Below are 13,269 nucleotides of genomic sequence, written 5' to 3'. Positions count from 1 at the left end.
ACTGAACGCGGACAGCGGTCACTCCGACCGCGACAGGAATGACTCCTCGCGTCTTGCGGGTCGCAGGGCCTGCGATCCTCGGCGGGGTCGCACTCATCGCCTTGGTCGGGGCGTTGTGGTTCGGTGGGGGTGCTGCGCAGATCCCACTCGGCGACGCCGGCCCTGTTGTGCGCTGGGGGCTTCCGGTCACGAAACTGGTCGTGAATCTCGCCGCCGCGGGCATGGTCGGTGTGCTCGTGACCGCCTTGTTCACGCTGCGGGCCGGTGAGCGCGAGTTCGACGTCGCCCTCGATACCGCGTCGATCTCTGCAGCCCTGTTCACCGTGGCCGCGGGCGCGACCGGGTTCCTCACGCTTCTCAGCGTGTTCAACCCGGCCATCGACGCAGGCCCCCAGTTCGGTGCCCAGCTCGGCCGGTTCCTCGTCGAGCTCGAGGTCGGCAGGACATGGCTGATCACGACGGTCGCCGGCGCCGCCCTCACCGTCCTGACATTCGCCGTGCGGTCCTGGGTCGGGACGCTTCTGGTCGCCCTGGTGGCGGTGGCCTCGCTCGTGCCGATGGGCACGCAGGGGCACTCCGGCGATGACGCCTTCCACCACGAGGCGATGATGGCGCTCATCCTGCACATCATCGGCGCCGCGGTGTGGCTCGGCGGGCTCCTGCTGCTCATCGCCGTCCGTCCAGCCCTCGACCGTCGCCGCATCCCCGATCTCGTCGCCCGCTACTCGAGCATCGCTCTGGCCGCGTTCGTGCTCGTCGCCGTGTCCGGCACGGTGCGCGCCGCCATCGGCCTGCAGGAGTGGTCCGATCTGCTCTCGCCCTATGGCGCGATCTTGGGCATCAAGGTCGTCGCGCTCGTCGGCCTCGGCCTCTTCGGGGCGTGGTACCGCACCCGCCTGATCGGCAGGATGCGCAGCTCCGACGCGGCATCCCGCCCTTTCTGGATGCTCATCGCGTTCGAGCTGGCACTGATGGGTGTGGCCAGCGGCGCCGCCGCAGCGCTGGCCCGCACTCCGCCACCGAACCCGGCCCCGCTTCCCGAGATCCCCTCGCCGGCAGAACGCCTCACCGGTGCCCCGCTGCCCCCGGAGCTCACGATCGAACGGTGGGTCACCGCGTGGAACGTGGACATGTTGTGGGCGGTGCTCGCCGGGTTCGCGATCTTCTTCTATCTCGCCGGGGTGTGGCGGCTGCGCCGGCGCGGCGACGCGTGGCCTGTGTATCGCACGATCATGTGGGTCGCCGGCATGGTGCTGCTGGTCTGGGTCACCGGCGGCGTCGTCAACGTCTACCAGGACTACCTGTTCAGCATGCACATGGTGGGGCACATGCTGCTCACGATGGCGATCCCGGTGCTGCTGGTCGCCGGCGCCCCGGTGACCCTCGCCGCCCGGGCGATCCGCAAACGCGACGACGGCACCCGCGGCGGGCGGGAGTGGATCCTGTGGGCGGTGCATTCGCCCGTCGCCCGCATCCTGACGAACCCGTTCGTCGCGGCCGCCCTGTTCATCGGCTCACTGTGGGTGTTCTATTACACCGACCTGTTCCGCTGGTCGCTGTACGACCACCTCGGCCACCAGTGGATGATCGCGCACTTCCTCATCACCGGCTACCTGTTCGCGCTCTCCCTGATCGGCATCGACCCGGTGCCGTGGCGGCTTCCCTACGCCGGCAGGCTGCTGCTGCTCATCGGTGTGATGGCGATGCACGCGTTCTTCGGCATCGCCATCATGATGCAGTCGGGGCTGATGGTCGCCGACTGGTTCGGGTCGATGGGTCGCACCTGGGGTGTCACACCGCTCGAGGATCAGTACACCGGCGGCGGTATCGCGTGGTCGATCGGTGAGATCCCCACCCTGATCCTCGCGATCACGGTCGCGATTCAGTGGAGTCGCAGCGACGACCGCGAGACCAAGCGGCGAGACCGGCACGCCGACCGCACCGGCGAAGCCGAGCTCGAGGCCTACAACGCACGCCTCACCGAGCTCGCCGACCGCGATGCTCGCAGCCGCAGATAGGGCGCACTACGTGACGACGAAAGAGGAGCTCGCCGACCGCTACGGTCGGGGACCGCGGCCCATCCGCCGCCGCGTGTTCTGGGTCACCGTCGCGACGGCGGCAATCCTGTCTGTCGCCGGGCTTTCGTGGCTGACTGTCTCGAACTCGCTCGACGACGTCGGATTCGACGAGACCGGATACGAGCTGGTCGATGCGCGCACCGTGACCGTATCCTTCCAAGCCACGCCACCCGCTGGGACGTCGTTCGCATGCGCGGTGCAGGCATTGGATGAGGACTTCGGCATCGTCGGTTGGCGGGTCATCGAGTACCCCGCGTCCGAGGAGATCACACGAGCACTCGTGGAGACCATCCCGACCGTCGCGCAGGCAACGACCGGCACCGTGCAATCCTGCTGGGCCACATAGCCGCGCAAGGGAGGCCGTCGCCTGCGCCGGCTGAGTCTCTCAAGCGGTGGGCCTGTCTTCGTGGTCGATGCCGTGGTGCTCTTTGCCGCGCTCGAAGTTGAGCAGGCGGAGTGCGTTGCCGACGACGATCAGGGTGGAGCCTTCGTGGATGAGTACGACCGCGCCGATGTTCAGGCCGAGGAAGGTGGCGAGGATGAGGAACGCGACGATCGCGAGGCTGGCGATGAGGTTCTGCCGGATGATGCGGCTGGTGGCGCGGCTGAGCCGCACGGCGAACGGGACGCGGCCGAGGTCGTCGCTCATCAGCGCGATGTCGCAGGTTTCCAACGCGACGGTGGAGCCGGCGGCGCCCATCGCGATGCCGACGTCGGCGCGGGCCATCGCGGGGGCGTCGTTGACGCCGTCGCCGACCATCGCGATCGGTCGGTGGGTTTCGGCGAGGCGGGTGATCTGAGCGACTTTGTCCTCGGGGAGCAGTTCGCCGATCGCGGTGTCGACGCCGACTTCCCGGCCGACCGCGTCGGCGACGCGCTGGTTGTCGCCGGAGATCATCACGAGCTGCCCCACGTTCGCGCCCCGGAGCGCGCTGAGCACCTGGGCGGACTCCGCGCGGGACGCATCCATCACGCCGACGATGCCGAGGAACCGGTCGCCACGGCGGATGATCATCAGCGTCTGCCCGGAGTCCCGCGCCTGCGTGTACGCGTCGGCGAGCGTGCCGGTCAGCGCGAGTTGCTGCTCGTCGAACATGCGCAGGTTGCCGACGTCGACCCGCTCGCCGTCGATCGTCGCCGTGACGCCACGCCCGACGACCGCGTTCAGGTCTGTCGCGGTGAGGCGCTCGGCCTGGGGGACGCGGGGCTCGAGGTCGCGGACGATCGCCTCGGCCAGCGGGTGATCGCTGAGCGCTTCGACAGCGACCAGAGTGCGGATCAGCTCGGACTCGGGCACGTCGGCGGCGGGGGTGACGGACGTCACCCGGGGGGCACCCCAGGTCAGGGTGCCGGTCTTGTCGAACGCCATCGCCTTGACCCGCCCGAGCGTCTCGAGCGGGGCGCCGCCCTTGACGAGCACCCCGGCACGCGCAGCACGGGCGACCCCTGCCAGCACCGCGGCCGGGGTTGCGATCGCGAGCGCGCAGGGGCTGGCGGCGACGAGCACGGTCATGGCGAGGTAGAACGCGTCGGGGAACGGTTGCGCGAACGCGAGCCAGGAGATCAGGAGGGTGACGGCGACCCCGAGGATCACGGCGGGCACGTACCAACGCTGGAACCGGTCGATGAACTGCTGTGTGGGGGAGGCGGCCTGGTCGGCGGAGCGGACGAGCTCGACGACCTTGCTGAGCGTCGAGTCCGCGGAGGTCGCGGTGACCTCGACCTCGAGCACGCCGGACCCGTTCACGGTGCCGGCGAACACACGGTTGGCGGCGGGCAGGGTGTCGACGGTGCGCATCGCCCGCTCCGGGTCGGCCACCGGCTCCTTCTCCACCGGAATCGACTCCCCGGTGACCGCGGACTGATCCACCGCGGACACCCCGGAGATCACGAACCCGTCTGAGGGAATGCGGGAGTTCGGGCGGATGACGACGATGTCCCCGACGACGATCTCCTCCACCGGCACCTCCACCGGCTCGTCCCCGCCGCGGCGCACCAGGGCGCTGCGGGGAGCGAGCTCGGCCAGGGACTCGATGGACTTGCTGGCACGGCTGAGGGCGTATTCCTCGAGCGCGTGGCCGAGGCTGAACAGGAACAGCAGCACCGCCCCTTCCGCCCACCGGCCGATGAGGGCGGCGCCGATCGCGGCCACCAGCATGAGGAAGTCGACCTCGAACTTCCCTCGCATCGTCGAGGCGATCGCGGTGCGGAACGTGAAGAACCCACCGAAGAAGTAGGTGGCGAGGAAGAACACCAACGGCCACCCGACCATCGGCAGCCCCAACGCGAACTCGGCGATCATCCCGCCGGCGTAGGTCACGCCCGCGGCGATCGCGAACCACAGCTCCCACCGGGCCGAACCGTGGGAATGGTCGTGCGTCTCCGCAGCGGGCGCGGTAGTCGTCGGGGAAGAAGCAGTCATGCGACCAGGATACATCACAAGATCATGATATATTGTAATTGTGAATGATTATCGTGGTCGGAGGGCACAATGGTGAGCATGGCCGGTACTGAGACGCGTCGGGAAGCAGGCACCCTGTCCGTAGCGGATGCTGAGCGTCTCGCCGAGATCATGCAGGCACTGGCGTCACCTGTGCGGCTGCGCATTCTGAGCGCGCTGAGTGTTCAGCCGAGCACCGTGACCGACCTCAGCGAACAGCTGCACATCGGACAGACGACCACATCGAACCATTTGCGGCTGCTGCGGCATCTGAGCCTGGTCCTTGGCACGCGCGACGGCCGGCACATCCACTACTCGCTCTTCGACGACCACGTCTCCGAACTGCTCGAGGAGGCCATCGGGCACCTCGAGCATCTGCCCGGCGGAGGATGACGCCTGCCGGAGCTCCCCGATTGACGAGAGTATTCCCGTTCACGTCGGGGGGCGCTGCTGCGGCCGGGGAGAGCGCGTCGCTGCCGGTTCGGACACGCTGCATGGTGTGTAGCCGATCGCCGCGACGGCCATGAGCTCTTGTAAGAATCCGCCACTACTCGCGGAATCCTGAACCCGAAACCCCAGCCAACTACCGTGGAATCGCGGCATTCCTCGCCATCTCGAGCGGGAACCTACACATCGGCGATCTCGTGCCTCTGGTGGCGTTGACGGATCAGGCGTTGATGAGCTCGTAGAGCGACCCATGCTTGCTCGTCATGGCGGACTCGACCGACGTGGCGAGGGCAGTATCGCGGACGAGGATGCCGAACTCGACGTTGCGGTTCTCGGCGGAGTAGCTGAAGTTCGCACTGGTGATCAGGAGCAGCTCGTGGTCGACCACGATGAACTTCGCGTGGCTGACGACCTGCTTGCCGTTCGGCAGGAGCGCAGAGCGGTACACCGTGGCTCGTGGGAGCTGCGCCTTGACCGTCGAGGCGCCGGCGACTGCGGCGTCGACGTAGACGGTGACGACGACGCCGGGCTGCTCGGACGCTGCCTTCAGCGCCGTCCACATCTGTGACGTGTCCTGGAAGTTATAGGTCGCCGCCGTAACCGACTGCCGTGCTGCTCCGACGATGCGGTGGAACTCGCTTGTCAGGTGGCCGGTGTTGGCTTCGTTGCCGGGCATTGTCCATACCGGGGTCAGCTCGCGCAGAACGGTCTTTGCGCCGGCGATCGCGCGCAGGACACTGGTGGAACGTTCGCGGTCGCCGGGTCCAAACCCGGAGGCGGCGAGCAGGTCCTTCACCTGTTCGCGCCGGCTGATCGCGATCTCGCGGACGGCGACGCTGACGGGCGTGCCGGTCTCGAACTGCAGGGCGAGCCGCTCCGCCTCGGTTGCGGTGAGGAAGGTGCCGAGTTCGGCAAGCGGGTCAGAGGCCATAGTTGCCGAAGAACCCTGGCACGGTCGGTCCGTTCGCGGTCGGGAGGTCGAGCAGGAACCGTCGGTCGAGGAAGCGGTTGGCCTTCTCACACGAGGTTTCGGAGGCAAAGCAGCAGGTGTGGCAGGCGGCGCCATGAAGGAAGTCCTCGGGGTCCGACGGCGTGCGCTGGGCGCAGACCGGGTCAGAGGAACAGCGCCAAGCCCGGCGAACCGCCGAGAGCACGATGCCCTGAAGCTGCTCCGGCTCCGACAAGGCCACCAGTCCGCCGAGAGTGCCTTCGCTGTCGGAGGCGGTCGTGCAGATGAGCAGTCCCGCCGCGGCCTCGCGTCCGGGCTCGTCCCGCCATGCGTAGATGCGCTCGGTCAGGCTGGCAGCACCATAGCCTGAGTACATGGCCATCTCGCGGATGAGGATGTGCGACAGGGTGTGGACGAGCCAGTAGCGCGGCCCGGGCAGGCGGGTGTCGGGGTTGATGGTGGCGGCGGTCTCGGAGAAGCGGCGGGCGAAGTTCCGGCGGTGGGCTTCGAGGTGGGAGTTCCAGAGCGGGGTGGTCTCGATGTGCCGTTCCCACTGAGAGACGGCGTCGAGGTCGAGTTGCAGGAAGATGCCTTCGCCGCGGTCTTCCGTGGCGGGGACCCAGGTGGGCTTGCCGATGCGGGTCAAGTCGACCAGGCGGGATGCGACGTCGTTGACGCGATCCATCTCGTCGAGACGCGTGAACCCGAGGACGGCATTGACCCGCTTCATCCGGTTGACGCCGACGACGCGCTTGACGCGGGGGTGCAGCTCTGTGCCGCGCTGCATCTCGGTGACCATGAGTCCGGTGTTGTTCTGCTGTTCGGGGAACAAGGCCGGCTTCTGGAGGTAGCGCCATTCGGGGATGAGTAGTTCGATCGGGTCCCAGTTGGCGCGGCGCTCCTCCCGGTCTTCTTCGGACTCGGGCGGTGCAAGCACGTCCGCGACGGCGATGGCGATGTCGTCGTCGGTGAGTCCGGTGACGTCGATGTTGCGCGCGCCCGCCAGTGCGCGGATGACCGGGATCTGGTCGGCGAACTGCCGAATTTGGTCGATGCCGAGTTCGACACGAAGGTGGTCGGCGAGTGCTTCCTTCTGTTCGGCGTCGGAGCGCGGCATGACGATGATGCTCTGCGTCGAGGGGAACCACAGGTTCGAGGCTCCCATCATGATGAGCGCGGGCCGCGCCTTGCAGCCGGGGAAGAATGCGCCGAGGTGAGGGTGGCGTCCCCGGCACGTCTGGGGCAGCTTGAGCCGCCCCTTCGCTCCTTGGGCCTCGGCCATGCCGCGTGTGGCGCTGCACGACTGGCAGATGATCGTGGAGCCGACGCTCTTGCCGACGTTGGCGTCACGCATCTTCAGGTCGGGATTCTCAGCGTTCGGGCACCTCTGGCCCCGGTGAACCCAGAGCGTGTAGGGGAACTCGTCGAGATGTCCGTTGGTGCAGGTCAGCAGGTGCTGTGCAGGGACGGCGGGGCTTCCCTCGCGGCGTCCTCGACCGCCGCGACCAGGGCAGGGCTTGTGAGTGAACTGGGCGAGGTCGGGCCGGAACGGATGGGTGTTCGTGTAAGTGAATCGCGTGAGTGGGCCGAGGTAGTCGCAGCCAGTGCATCGGAACCACTGTGGGAACACCCGCGCGGGAAGGCCGAGGTCCGAGCCCTCGGTCGACATCGCGCCCTTCTTGGGCTGCCACGGGAACGGCCGCAGCGCGTCGACCTGCGGCCCCAGGTGCAGACGGACGACGTTGAGCAAGCGCGGTTCGAGGATCGTCGGGACGACCTCGCGGCGTTTCCAGATCGGCTCCCACGATGTCGTCGTGTCCGGGGATGAACGAGATTGTTCCGAGCCTGGTCCAATAGCTGATGAGCCAGCGCTGGAGAAGGTCGACCTGCTCGTGGCGTTCGAGGAGTGTGCGTGCCGGGTCCGCGATCGCGGCATCCCAGTCGTCGATCTCGAAGACGGCGTCGATGAGTTCAGCGCGGGTTGGTCCAGTGCCATGCTGGTCCCACCACGCGAGAGTGAGCAGGCCGGCTCTGTTTGCGGTCGAGGCGCCCGCCGGCTCTTCGATCGTTCCCAGGAGCGCGCCCAGGTAGGGGTCCTCCGCGGCGGTCGAGAACGATTCGTAGCGATCCTCAACGACGCCCATAGAGGAAGGATGCCATACCAATTAGGCATTCCGGTGCTCGGTAGCAGGTCGAGCTACCGCCCCGCCGTCGTTGGCTCCCACTGGATCGTGAAGGTTCCGGCCGCGCGCGCGTCAGCCTCGGCCTCGAGTCGCAGTGCGTAGTCCCATGTCGGGTGCACCGCACGCTGGTAGATCCTGATCCGCTCAGGAGTGACCTCGTCGGTCCGCCGGACAAGTCCCAGCTGCTTGAGGCGCTTCAGCAAGGCGTGGATCGTACTGGTCGACAGCCCCGTGGCATCTGCCACGGACGGCGTGGAGAACTTCCCGTCGGGAGAACGCGCGATCTCGGCCATGAGCGCGAGCATGTGGTTGCTGCCGAAGGCAAGCTTCGAGAGCTCCTCGCTCTGTTCGCTCGGCATGGTCTCCACCGCCTCATTTTCGCATGAGGCGCTCAGCGCAGGAGGAGCATCGCAGGGCGAAATCCAACGGCGTGGCGCGTGTTGTGTAGCTGACGCCCCCAGCGTAAATGTCACATTCACTACCCGCATCCTTCGGCGTGCGAGAAGCCTCAAACACGAAGGACTCGGACCGCGTGTCGAAGCTGCGGAACGTAGGTGACCTCCGTACGTTAAGAGTCAAGAATTATGACTCTAGGCTCGTGACTTTTAGGAGGTCACCATGACGACGTCATTGCCGGGTTACACGCTGAGATTCGATCGGGATGACCTCGAACGGGGCGAGCTATCGGACCTGGACGCCCCCCATGTCTTCGAGGCCGAGCCTCGGCGGACGTTCCGCTGGCATCGCGGACAGCGCCACTACCCGGGGCGCTACTGGTCGGCAACGACGGAGGGCTTCGTCGGGTACGAGAGCCGCCTCGAACTCGCGGCGCTACTCCTGGAGGACTTCGACCACCGGGCCGTTCGCATCGCCTCGCAGCCGTTCGAGCTGATCGCCGACCGCGACGGTGTCGAGCGAAGCTACGTGCCCGACTACCTGATTGAGCACGACGACCACCGATTCACGGTCATCGAAGTCAAGCCCAAGCGCCGGCTCGAGGATCCTGACATCGCGGGTGCTCTCCGGTGGGCGGGCGACATCATCCAGTCGCGCGGGTGGGCATACCGGATCGTCACAGAACCCGCCCCTGCACTGCTCTCCAACATCCGGTTCCTCGCGGGCTACAGGCGTCGCTGGCAGTTCCCTCAGCGAGACGTCGATCTGGTCGAGGAAGCCACTCGCGAGGCACCCACACTCGGCGCGGGTCTGCGGAGTGCTGGCGCCGCCTTGAGTGACGCTCCCTATGCGCGAGCGGTCGTGCTGCACCTGCTCTGGCGCCGCTTGATTCTCTGCGACCTCACCTCCGCCCTTGCCAACCACACCCAATTGGAGATGCCATGAGCCACAACTTTGAAATCCGGGTCGGCAGCACCGTCTCGTACGACGGCTGTCTCTGCACCGTCATCGAGATCGCCGGCGATGCCGTCGTCCTCGTCGACGGCGCCAAGAGAACCCGACGGGTTCGACTCGTCGAGCTCCTTCGCGACGCGATGGACGCATTCGGACTGCCGTCGGAGGAGGTCGCACTCACACCGCTCGCGCTGATCTGGGCGGACGCGACGGAAGCGCAACGCGATGAGGCGCGAACAAAGGCCGCGCACATCCGCGAGATGCGCACGGGCTTTGCGTCGGGGCTGCCGACGCTCGCTCAGCCGCACGAGCCTCGACCGGAGTACAACCCGAAGCTCACAACCATTCACCAGCGTCGTCGTACCAAGGCTGCAGAGCTCGGAGTCAGTCCGAAGACGTTGAAGCGCTGGGACGATCGGTTCGACGAGGGCGAAGATCTCGCGCTGCTCGACTTCCGGAAGACATCGTGGACGCCGGCGCTCTCCGGCCTCGATCCGCGCTGGGTTGACATGTGCCGGCGCGTCGTTGAGGAGAACGTGCGCGGCGCCAAGCGCAGCGTCACGACCACGCTCGCGATCGTGCTGGCAAGGGTCAACCGGGAATACCCGGATGCCGATGTGCGGATCCCCTCCGATTCGACCGCTCGCGACGCGGTCGCCGAACTCACCCGTGGCAAGGGGACGTTCGGCGCGAGCATGCGCGCGCAACGATCCATCGACACACGGCCGCCCGTGCCGTACGGACGGTTGGTCGCGACAAGACCCGGTGAGTACGTCGTCCTCGACACCACACCCCTCAACGTCTTCGGCGTCGCGCCGGTCACCGGCAAGTGGATACGCGCCGAGCTGACCGTTGCCCTCGACCTCTACGACCGGTCGATCCTCGGGCTTCGCCTTGCGCCCGTCTCGACCAAGGCGGTGGATGTCGCGGGAGTGCTGATGGAAGCGCTCATGCCGCGCGAGATGCCGGCGGAGTGGGGCGACCGAGCGACCTGGCCGTTCCACGGCGTACCCGAGAACATCGTTATCGACGTCGAGAACCTCAAGGCGCTGCGGTTCCGCCGACCCGGCATCCTTCCCGACACGATCATCATCGATCACGGTAAGCCATTCATGTCGATCCACGTGGCGAGCGTGTGCCAGCGACTCGGGATCTCCATCCAGCCCGCGCACGTCTATACCGGCACCGACAAGGCGTGGGTGGAACGGTGGTTCCGCACCATCAACGAGGTGCTGCAAGAGCTACCCGGCTACAAGGGCTCAGACATCGCCTCGCGGGGTGAGGCGCCCGAGGTGGAAGCCGTCTACACGATCCCGCAGCTGGAGCAGATCCTGCGGGAGTGGATCGCGACGATCTACCACGTTCGCCCGCACGACGGACTTGTCGACTCGCAGCTGCCGGCGGCCAAGATGAGCCCCGCTCAGAAGTTCGAGCAGGGGATCGCGGTGGCCGGCCGCATCCGTGTCCCATCGAACCCGAACCTGCTGCTCGAGATGCTCCCCGTCGTGAAGCGCAAGTTCAACCACTACGGCGTCGAGGTCGGCACTCTCCGCTACAACGGCGACATCGTCGGGAAGTACTACGACCGATCACGGGCGATGGCAAAGAGCAAGCGGAAGTGGCAGTTCTCGGTGAACCCCGACGACTTCTCGCAGATCTACTTCAACGACCCCGACGACAACTCCTGGCACGTGCTGCGCTGGGAGCACGCGCCGAAGGTCCCGGTGCCGTTCAGCTTCGACGCCCTCGAGTACGCCAAGGGCATCGCTCTCGACCGTCGCAACGGTGTGAATGTGTCCGAAGTGCTCGGTGAACTCCTCGAACGGTGGGGTGCCGGCCGTGCGAGCACGCCTGCCGAGAAGCGCATTAGCGCGCGACTGGCTGCCCAGCTCGCCGAGACCGCGGACGGCCCAGACAGCCCGTTCTTCCCGCACATCGCCAAGCAGATCGCGCAGCAGACGGCTGGACCGGATCTGAGCGAGGAGCTGGGCATGGTCTCGTTCTCACCAGCACAGGCGAGCGAAAACGACGATCCGCTCGCGCTCACCGCCGACGAGCTCATCGAAGAGGACCTCGACGACATCGACCTCCTGGAGGACCTGTGATCCTTCCGCTCGAGCGCGACGAACTCCTCTCTCGCTGGGAGGGGTGGCGGGACTTCGCCGAAGCGCCAGCCCTTGAGCAGCCCGAGCGGCTGTCGGCGAGACAGATCGAGGAGCTCAGCGAGGACGAGCGTGTCGCCTACGACTACCACCGCGAGCGATATCACGCGAACTTCCTGGTGAAGACTCCGCAGGTCGTGAGGCTGAACGGACGCCTCTGGGACCTGCTCGATGCGAACCAACAGGGCCCGTCTCGGGTGAAGGGCGCCGCGGTCATCGACTCGCCGCCCGGGCTCGGCAAGACCACCGCCGTCGACGCGTTCGGGCGGGCGTTTCACCAACGGCAGATCCTGCGGCACGGACGTGACTTCGACGACGGGCAGACGCTCCACATCCCCGTCTGCAGGGTGGCGTTTTCCGGGAACACGACGACGCGTGCGTTGAACGAGTCCATCCTGAACTTCTACAACCATCCTTCCGCCGACGCCTCGAGGAGCCGATACCTGCGCAACCGAAACCTGGCTGCGCTGGCAGCCGAGTCGGTTCGCCGTCACGGCACGCGGTTGATCATCGTCGACGACGTGCACTTCCTGAAGATCCACACCGACGAGGGAGTCGCGCTGGCCAACGAGCTGAAGTGGCTCGCCAACGAGTACCCGGCGACCTTCCTCTTCACAGGCGTCAACATGAGCAGCACAGGGCTGCTCAGTGAAAGCAAGACCGACAAGAAGCTCGCGATGTCGCAGATCGCGCGGCGTTGGACACGCCTGACCCTCCCGCCATTCGCGCACCCGGTCGGTGAGCACCGAAAGACCTGGATGACCTTGCTGGGCGCGATCGACGCGCGCCTTGTGCTGGCCAACGCGCGACCGCACATGCTCCGTGAGCAAGCGGACTACCTCTACGAACGCTCAACCGGAATGATCGGCTCGCTCTTTAAGCTGATCACCCTCGGTGCTGTGCACGCCATGCGTGACGGCACTGAGGAACTGACCCGTGCGGTGCTGGACGAGATCGACATCGACGTGGCAGCCGAGGATGCGCGGGAGGTCGTTGCAATGGAGCTCGAGGAGAAGAAGCTCGCGGCCAAGCGGAGCAAGCCTCGGTCCGTCGCATGAGCCTCCGGCGCCTGCTCCACGTCGCGATGCCGCTCCCGGATGAACCTTTCGATTCCTGGGTCGAGTTCATGGCCCACAGTTATGGGGCGACTGTCGGCGAGATGGCTCGAGCGCTCGGACTGATCGGGAGCGACGAGGTTCCCGCCGCTGGATCCCAATCTTCACGGGCCTGGTCCACTGCGCTCGAACCTCAGCAGCTCAGCAACCTCGAGCTGGCGACCGGCCGGTCGGGCGACGAGTTCCGCGCGATGACCCGCACCACGTTCGCCGCGAACGCCATCCGCCTCACGCCTCAGGGACGCATCAGCGCGTCCTGCCCGGCCACGGGAGTAGCCGCCCGCTACTGCCCCGAGTGTCTCGCCGACTCGGGAGGCCGCTGGCGCCTGTCCTGGCAGTTCCCGTTCGGCTTCGCCTGCCAACGCCACAAGCGTCTACTCGTCGACCGGTGCCCGGGTTGCGGCCAACCGCCCCGGCTCCTCGCCCATCCCCTCACGATCGTTCCGGAACCCGGGCACTGTCACAACAGACCGCCGACCGAGCCGCCGATGTTAGGCGCGCGCTGCGGAGTCGATCTCACTTCGAGCGAGGAGTTCGTGGCGGCG

Annotated in this window: 10 protein-coding genes and 1 pseudogene; 7 read left to right on the top strand and 4 right to left on the bottom strand. The window is 66.9% G+C overall.

The window, feature by feature from the left end; translation table 11 throughout:
* Positions 1–38: 38 nt before the first annotated feature.
* Positions 39–2,018 carry a bifunctional copper resistance protein CopD/cytochrome c oxidase assembly protein gene (locus tag RYJ27_RS13190; protein WP_045246025.1) on the top strand — a complete coding sequence of 660 codons (1,980 nt, stop codon included), beginning with the start codon at positions 39–41 and terminating at the stop codon, positions 2,016–2,018.
* Positions 2,019–2,028: 10 nt separating this feature from the next.
* Positions 2,029–2,424, top strand: coding sequence for a DUF4307 domain-containing protein (locus tag RYJ27_RS13185; protein ID WP_045246023.1), 396 nt, complete (start codon positions 2,029–2,031; stop codon positions 2,422–2,424).
* Positions 2,425–2,463: 39 nt separating this feature from the next.
* Here RYJ27_RS13185 and RYJ27_RS13180 read toward each other — a convergent pair whose 3' ends face one another.
* On the bottom strand, positions 2,464–4,500 hold the full coding sequence (locus RYJ27_RS13180) for a heavy metal translocating P-type ATPase (RefSeq protein WP_048809453.1): 2,037 nt from the start codon (positions 4,498–4,500) through the stop codon (positions 2,464–2,466).
* Positions 4,501–4,578: 78 nt separating this feature from the next.
* Between RYJ27_RS13180 and RYJ27_RS13175 the strand changes: the two genes are divergently transcribed.
* Positions 4,579–4,911, top strand: coding sequence for an ArsR/SmtB family transcription factor (locus tag RYJ27_RS13175; protein ID WP_045246029.1), 333 nt, complete (start codon positions 4,579–4,581; stop codon positions 4,909–4,911).
* A gap of 274 nt (positions 4,912–5,185) precedes the next feature.
* Here the strand turns inward: RYJ27_RS13175 and drmC are convergent, their stop codons facing one another.
* From drmC to RYJ27_RS13160, 3 genes are all read right to left on the bottom strand, one after another.
* Complete coding sequence (gene drmC / locus RYJ27_RS13170) at positions 5,186–5,896, bottom strand: DISARM system phospholipase D-like protein DrmC (protein WP_330170736.1); 711 nt, start codon at positions 5,894–5,896, stop codon at positions 5,186–5,188.
* A complete protein-coding gene (locus RYJ27_RS13165) occupies positions 5,886–7,850 on the bottom strand; it encodes a DUF1998 domain-containing protein (RefSeq protein ID WP_330172065.1) in 1,965 nt (654 codons plus the stop codon). The genes drmC and RYJ27_RS13165 overlap by 11 nt, the downstream gene beginning before the upstream one ends.
* Before the next feature lie 261 nt (positions 7,851–8,111).
* Positions 8,112–8,456 (bottom strand): MarR family transcriptional regulator, encoded by a 345-nt coding sequence (locus RYJ27_RS13160; protein ID WP_330172064.1) that lies wholly within the window; start codon positions 8,454–8,456, stop codon positions 8,112–8,114.
* A gap of 259 nt (positions 8,457–8,715) precedes the next feature.
* On the opposite strand from RYJ27_RS13160, the gene RYJ27_RS13155 reads away from it, so the two are divergent.
* From RYJ27_RS13155 to RYJ27_RS13535, 4 genes and pseudogenes are all read left to right on the top strand, one after another.
* Entirely contained in the window at positions 8,716–9,438 is a 723-nt protein-coding gene (locus tag RYJ27_RS13155) for a TnsA-like heteromeric transposase endonuclease subunit (RefSeq protein ID WP_330170735.1), read from the top strand.
* The gene (locus RYJ27_RS13150) at positions 9,435–11,552 is read left to right on the top strand and encodes a hypothetical protein (RefSeq protein WP_330170734.1); all 2,118 of its coding nucleotides are present in this window, start codon (positions 9,435–9,437) and stop codon (positions 11,550–11,552) included. The genes RYJ27_RS13155 and RYJ27_RS13150 overlap by 4 nt, the downstream gene beginning before the upstream one ends.
* On the top strand, positions 11,549–12,667 hold the full coding sequence (locus RYJ27_RS13145; protein WP_330170733.1) for an ATP-binding protein: 1,119 nt from the start codon (positions 11,549–11,551) through the stop codon (positions 12,665–12,667). Before RYJ27_RS13150 ends, RYJ27_RS13145 begins: the two co-directional genes overlap by 4 nt.
* Positions 12,664–13,092: pseudogene (locus RYJ27_RS13535) on the top strand (TniQ family protein); the annotation flags it as partial. The gene RYJ27_RS13145 and the pseudogene RYJ27_RS13535, both read left to right, overlap by 4 nt.
* Between the last annotated feature and the right edge of the window lie 177 nt (positions 13,093–13,269).

The organism is Microbacterium limosum, assembly GCF_036324365.1.
GTDB lineage: Bacteria > Actinomycetota > Actinomycetes > Actinomycetales > Microbacteriaceae > Microbacterium > Microbacterium limosum.
The sequence above is the reverse complement of the archived record's forward strand: the minus strand, read 5'-3'. Positions and strand labels throughout refer to the sequence as shown.

What these genes read in the sequence shown, in the direction of transcription:
- RYJ27_RS13190 (WP_045246025.1), top strand. Translation starts at nt 39, where the DNA reads ATGACTCCTCGCGTCTTGCGGGTCGCAGGGCCTGCGATCCTCGGCGGG.
- RYJ27_RS13175 (WP_045246029.1), top strand. Translation starts at nt 4,579, where the DNA reads ATGGCCGGTACTGAGACGCGTCGGGAAGCAGGCACCCTGTCCGTAGCG.
- RYJ27_RS13150 (WP_330170734.1), top strand. Translation starts at nt 9,435, where the DNA reads ATGAGCCACAACTTTGAAATCCGGGTCGGCAGCACCGTCTCGTACGAC.
- RYJ27_RS13180 (WP_048809453.1), bottom strand. Translation starts at nt 4,500, where the DNA reads ATGACTGCTTCTTCCCCGACGACTACCGCGCCCGCTGCGGAGACGCAC.
- drmC (WP_330170736.1), bottom strand. Translation starts at nt 5,896, where the DNA reads ATGGCCTCTGACCCGCTTGCCGAACTCGGCACCTTCCTCACCGCAACC.
- RYJ27_RS13165 (WP_330172065.1), bottom strand. Translation starts at nt 7,850, where the DNA reads ATGCCGCGATCGCGGACCCGGCACGCACACTCCTCGAACGCCACGAGC.
- RYJ27_RS13160 (WP_330172064.1), bottom strand. Translation starts at nt 8,456, where the DNA reads ATGCCGAGCGAACAGAGCGAGGAGCTCTCGAAGCTTGCCTTCGGCAGC.
- RYJ27_RS13155 (WP_330170735.1), top strand. Translation starts at nt 8,716, where the DNA reads ATGACGACGTCATTGCCGGGTTACACGCTGAGATTCGATCGGGATGAC.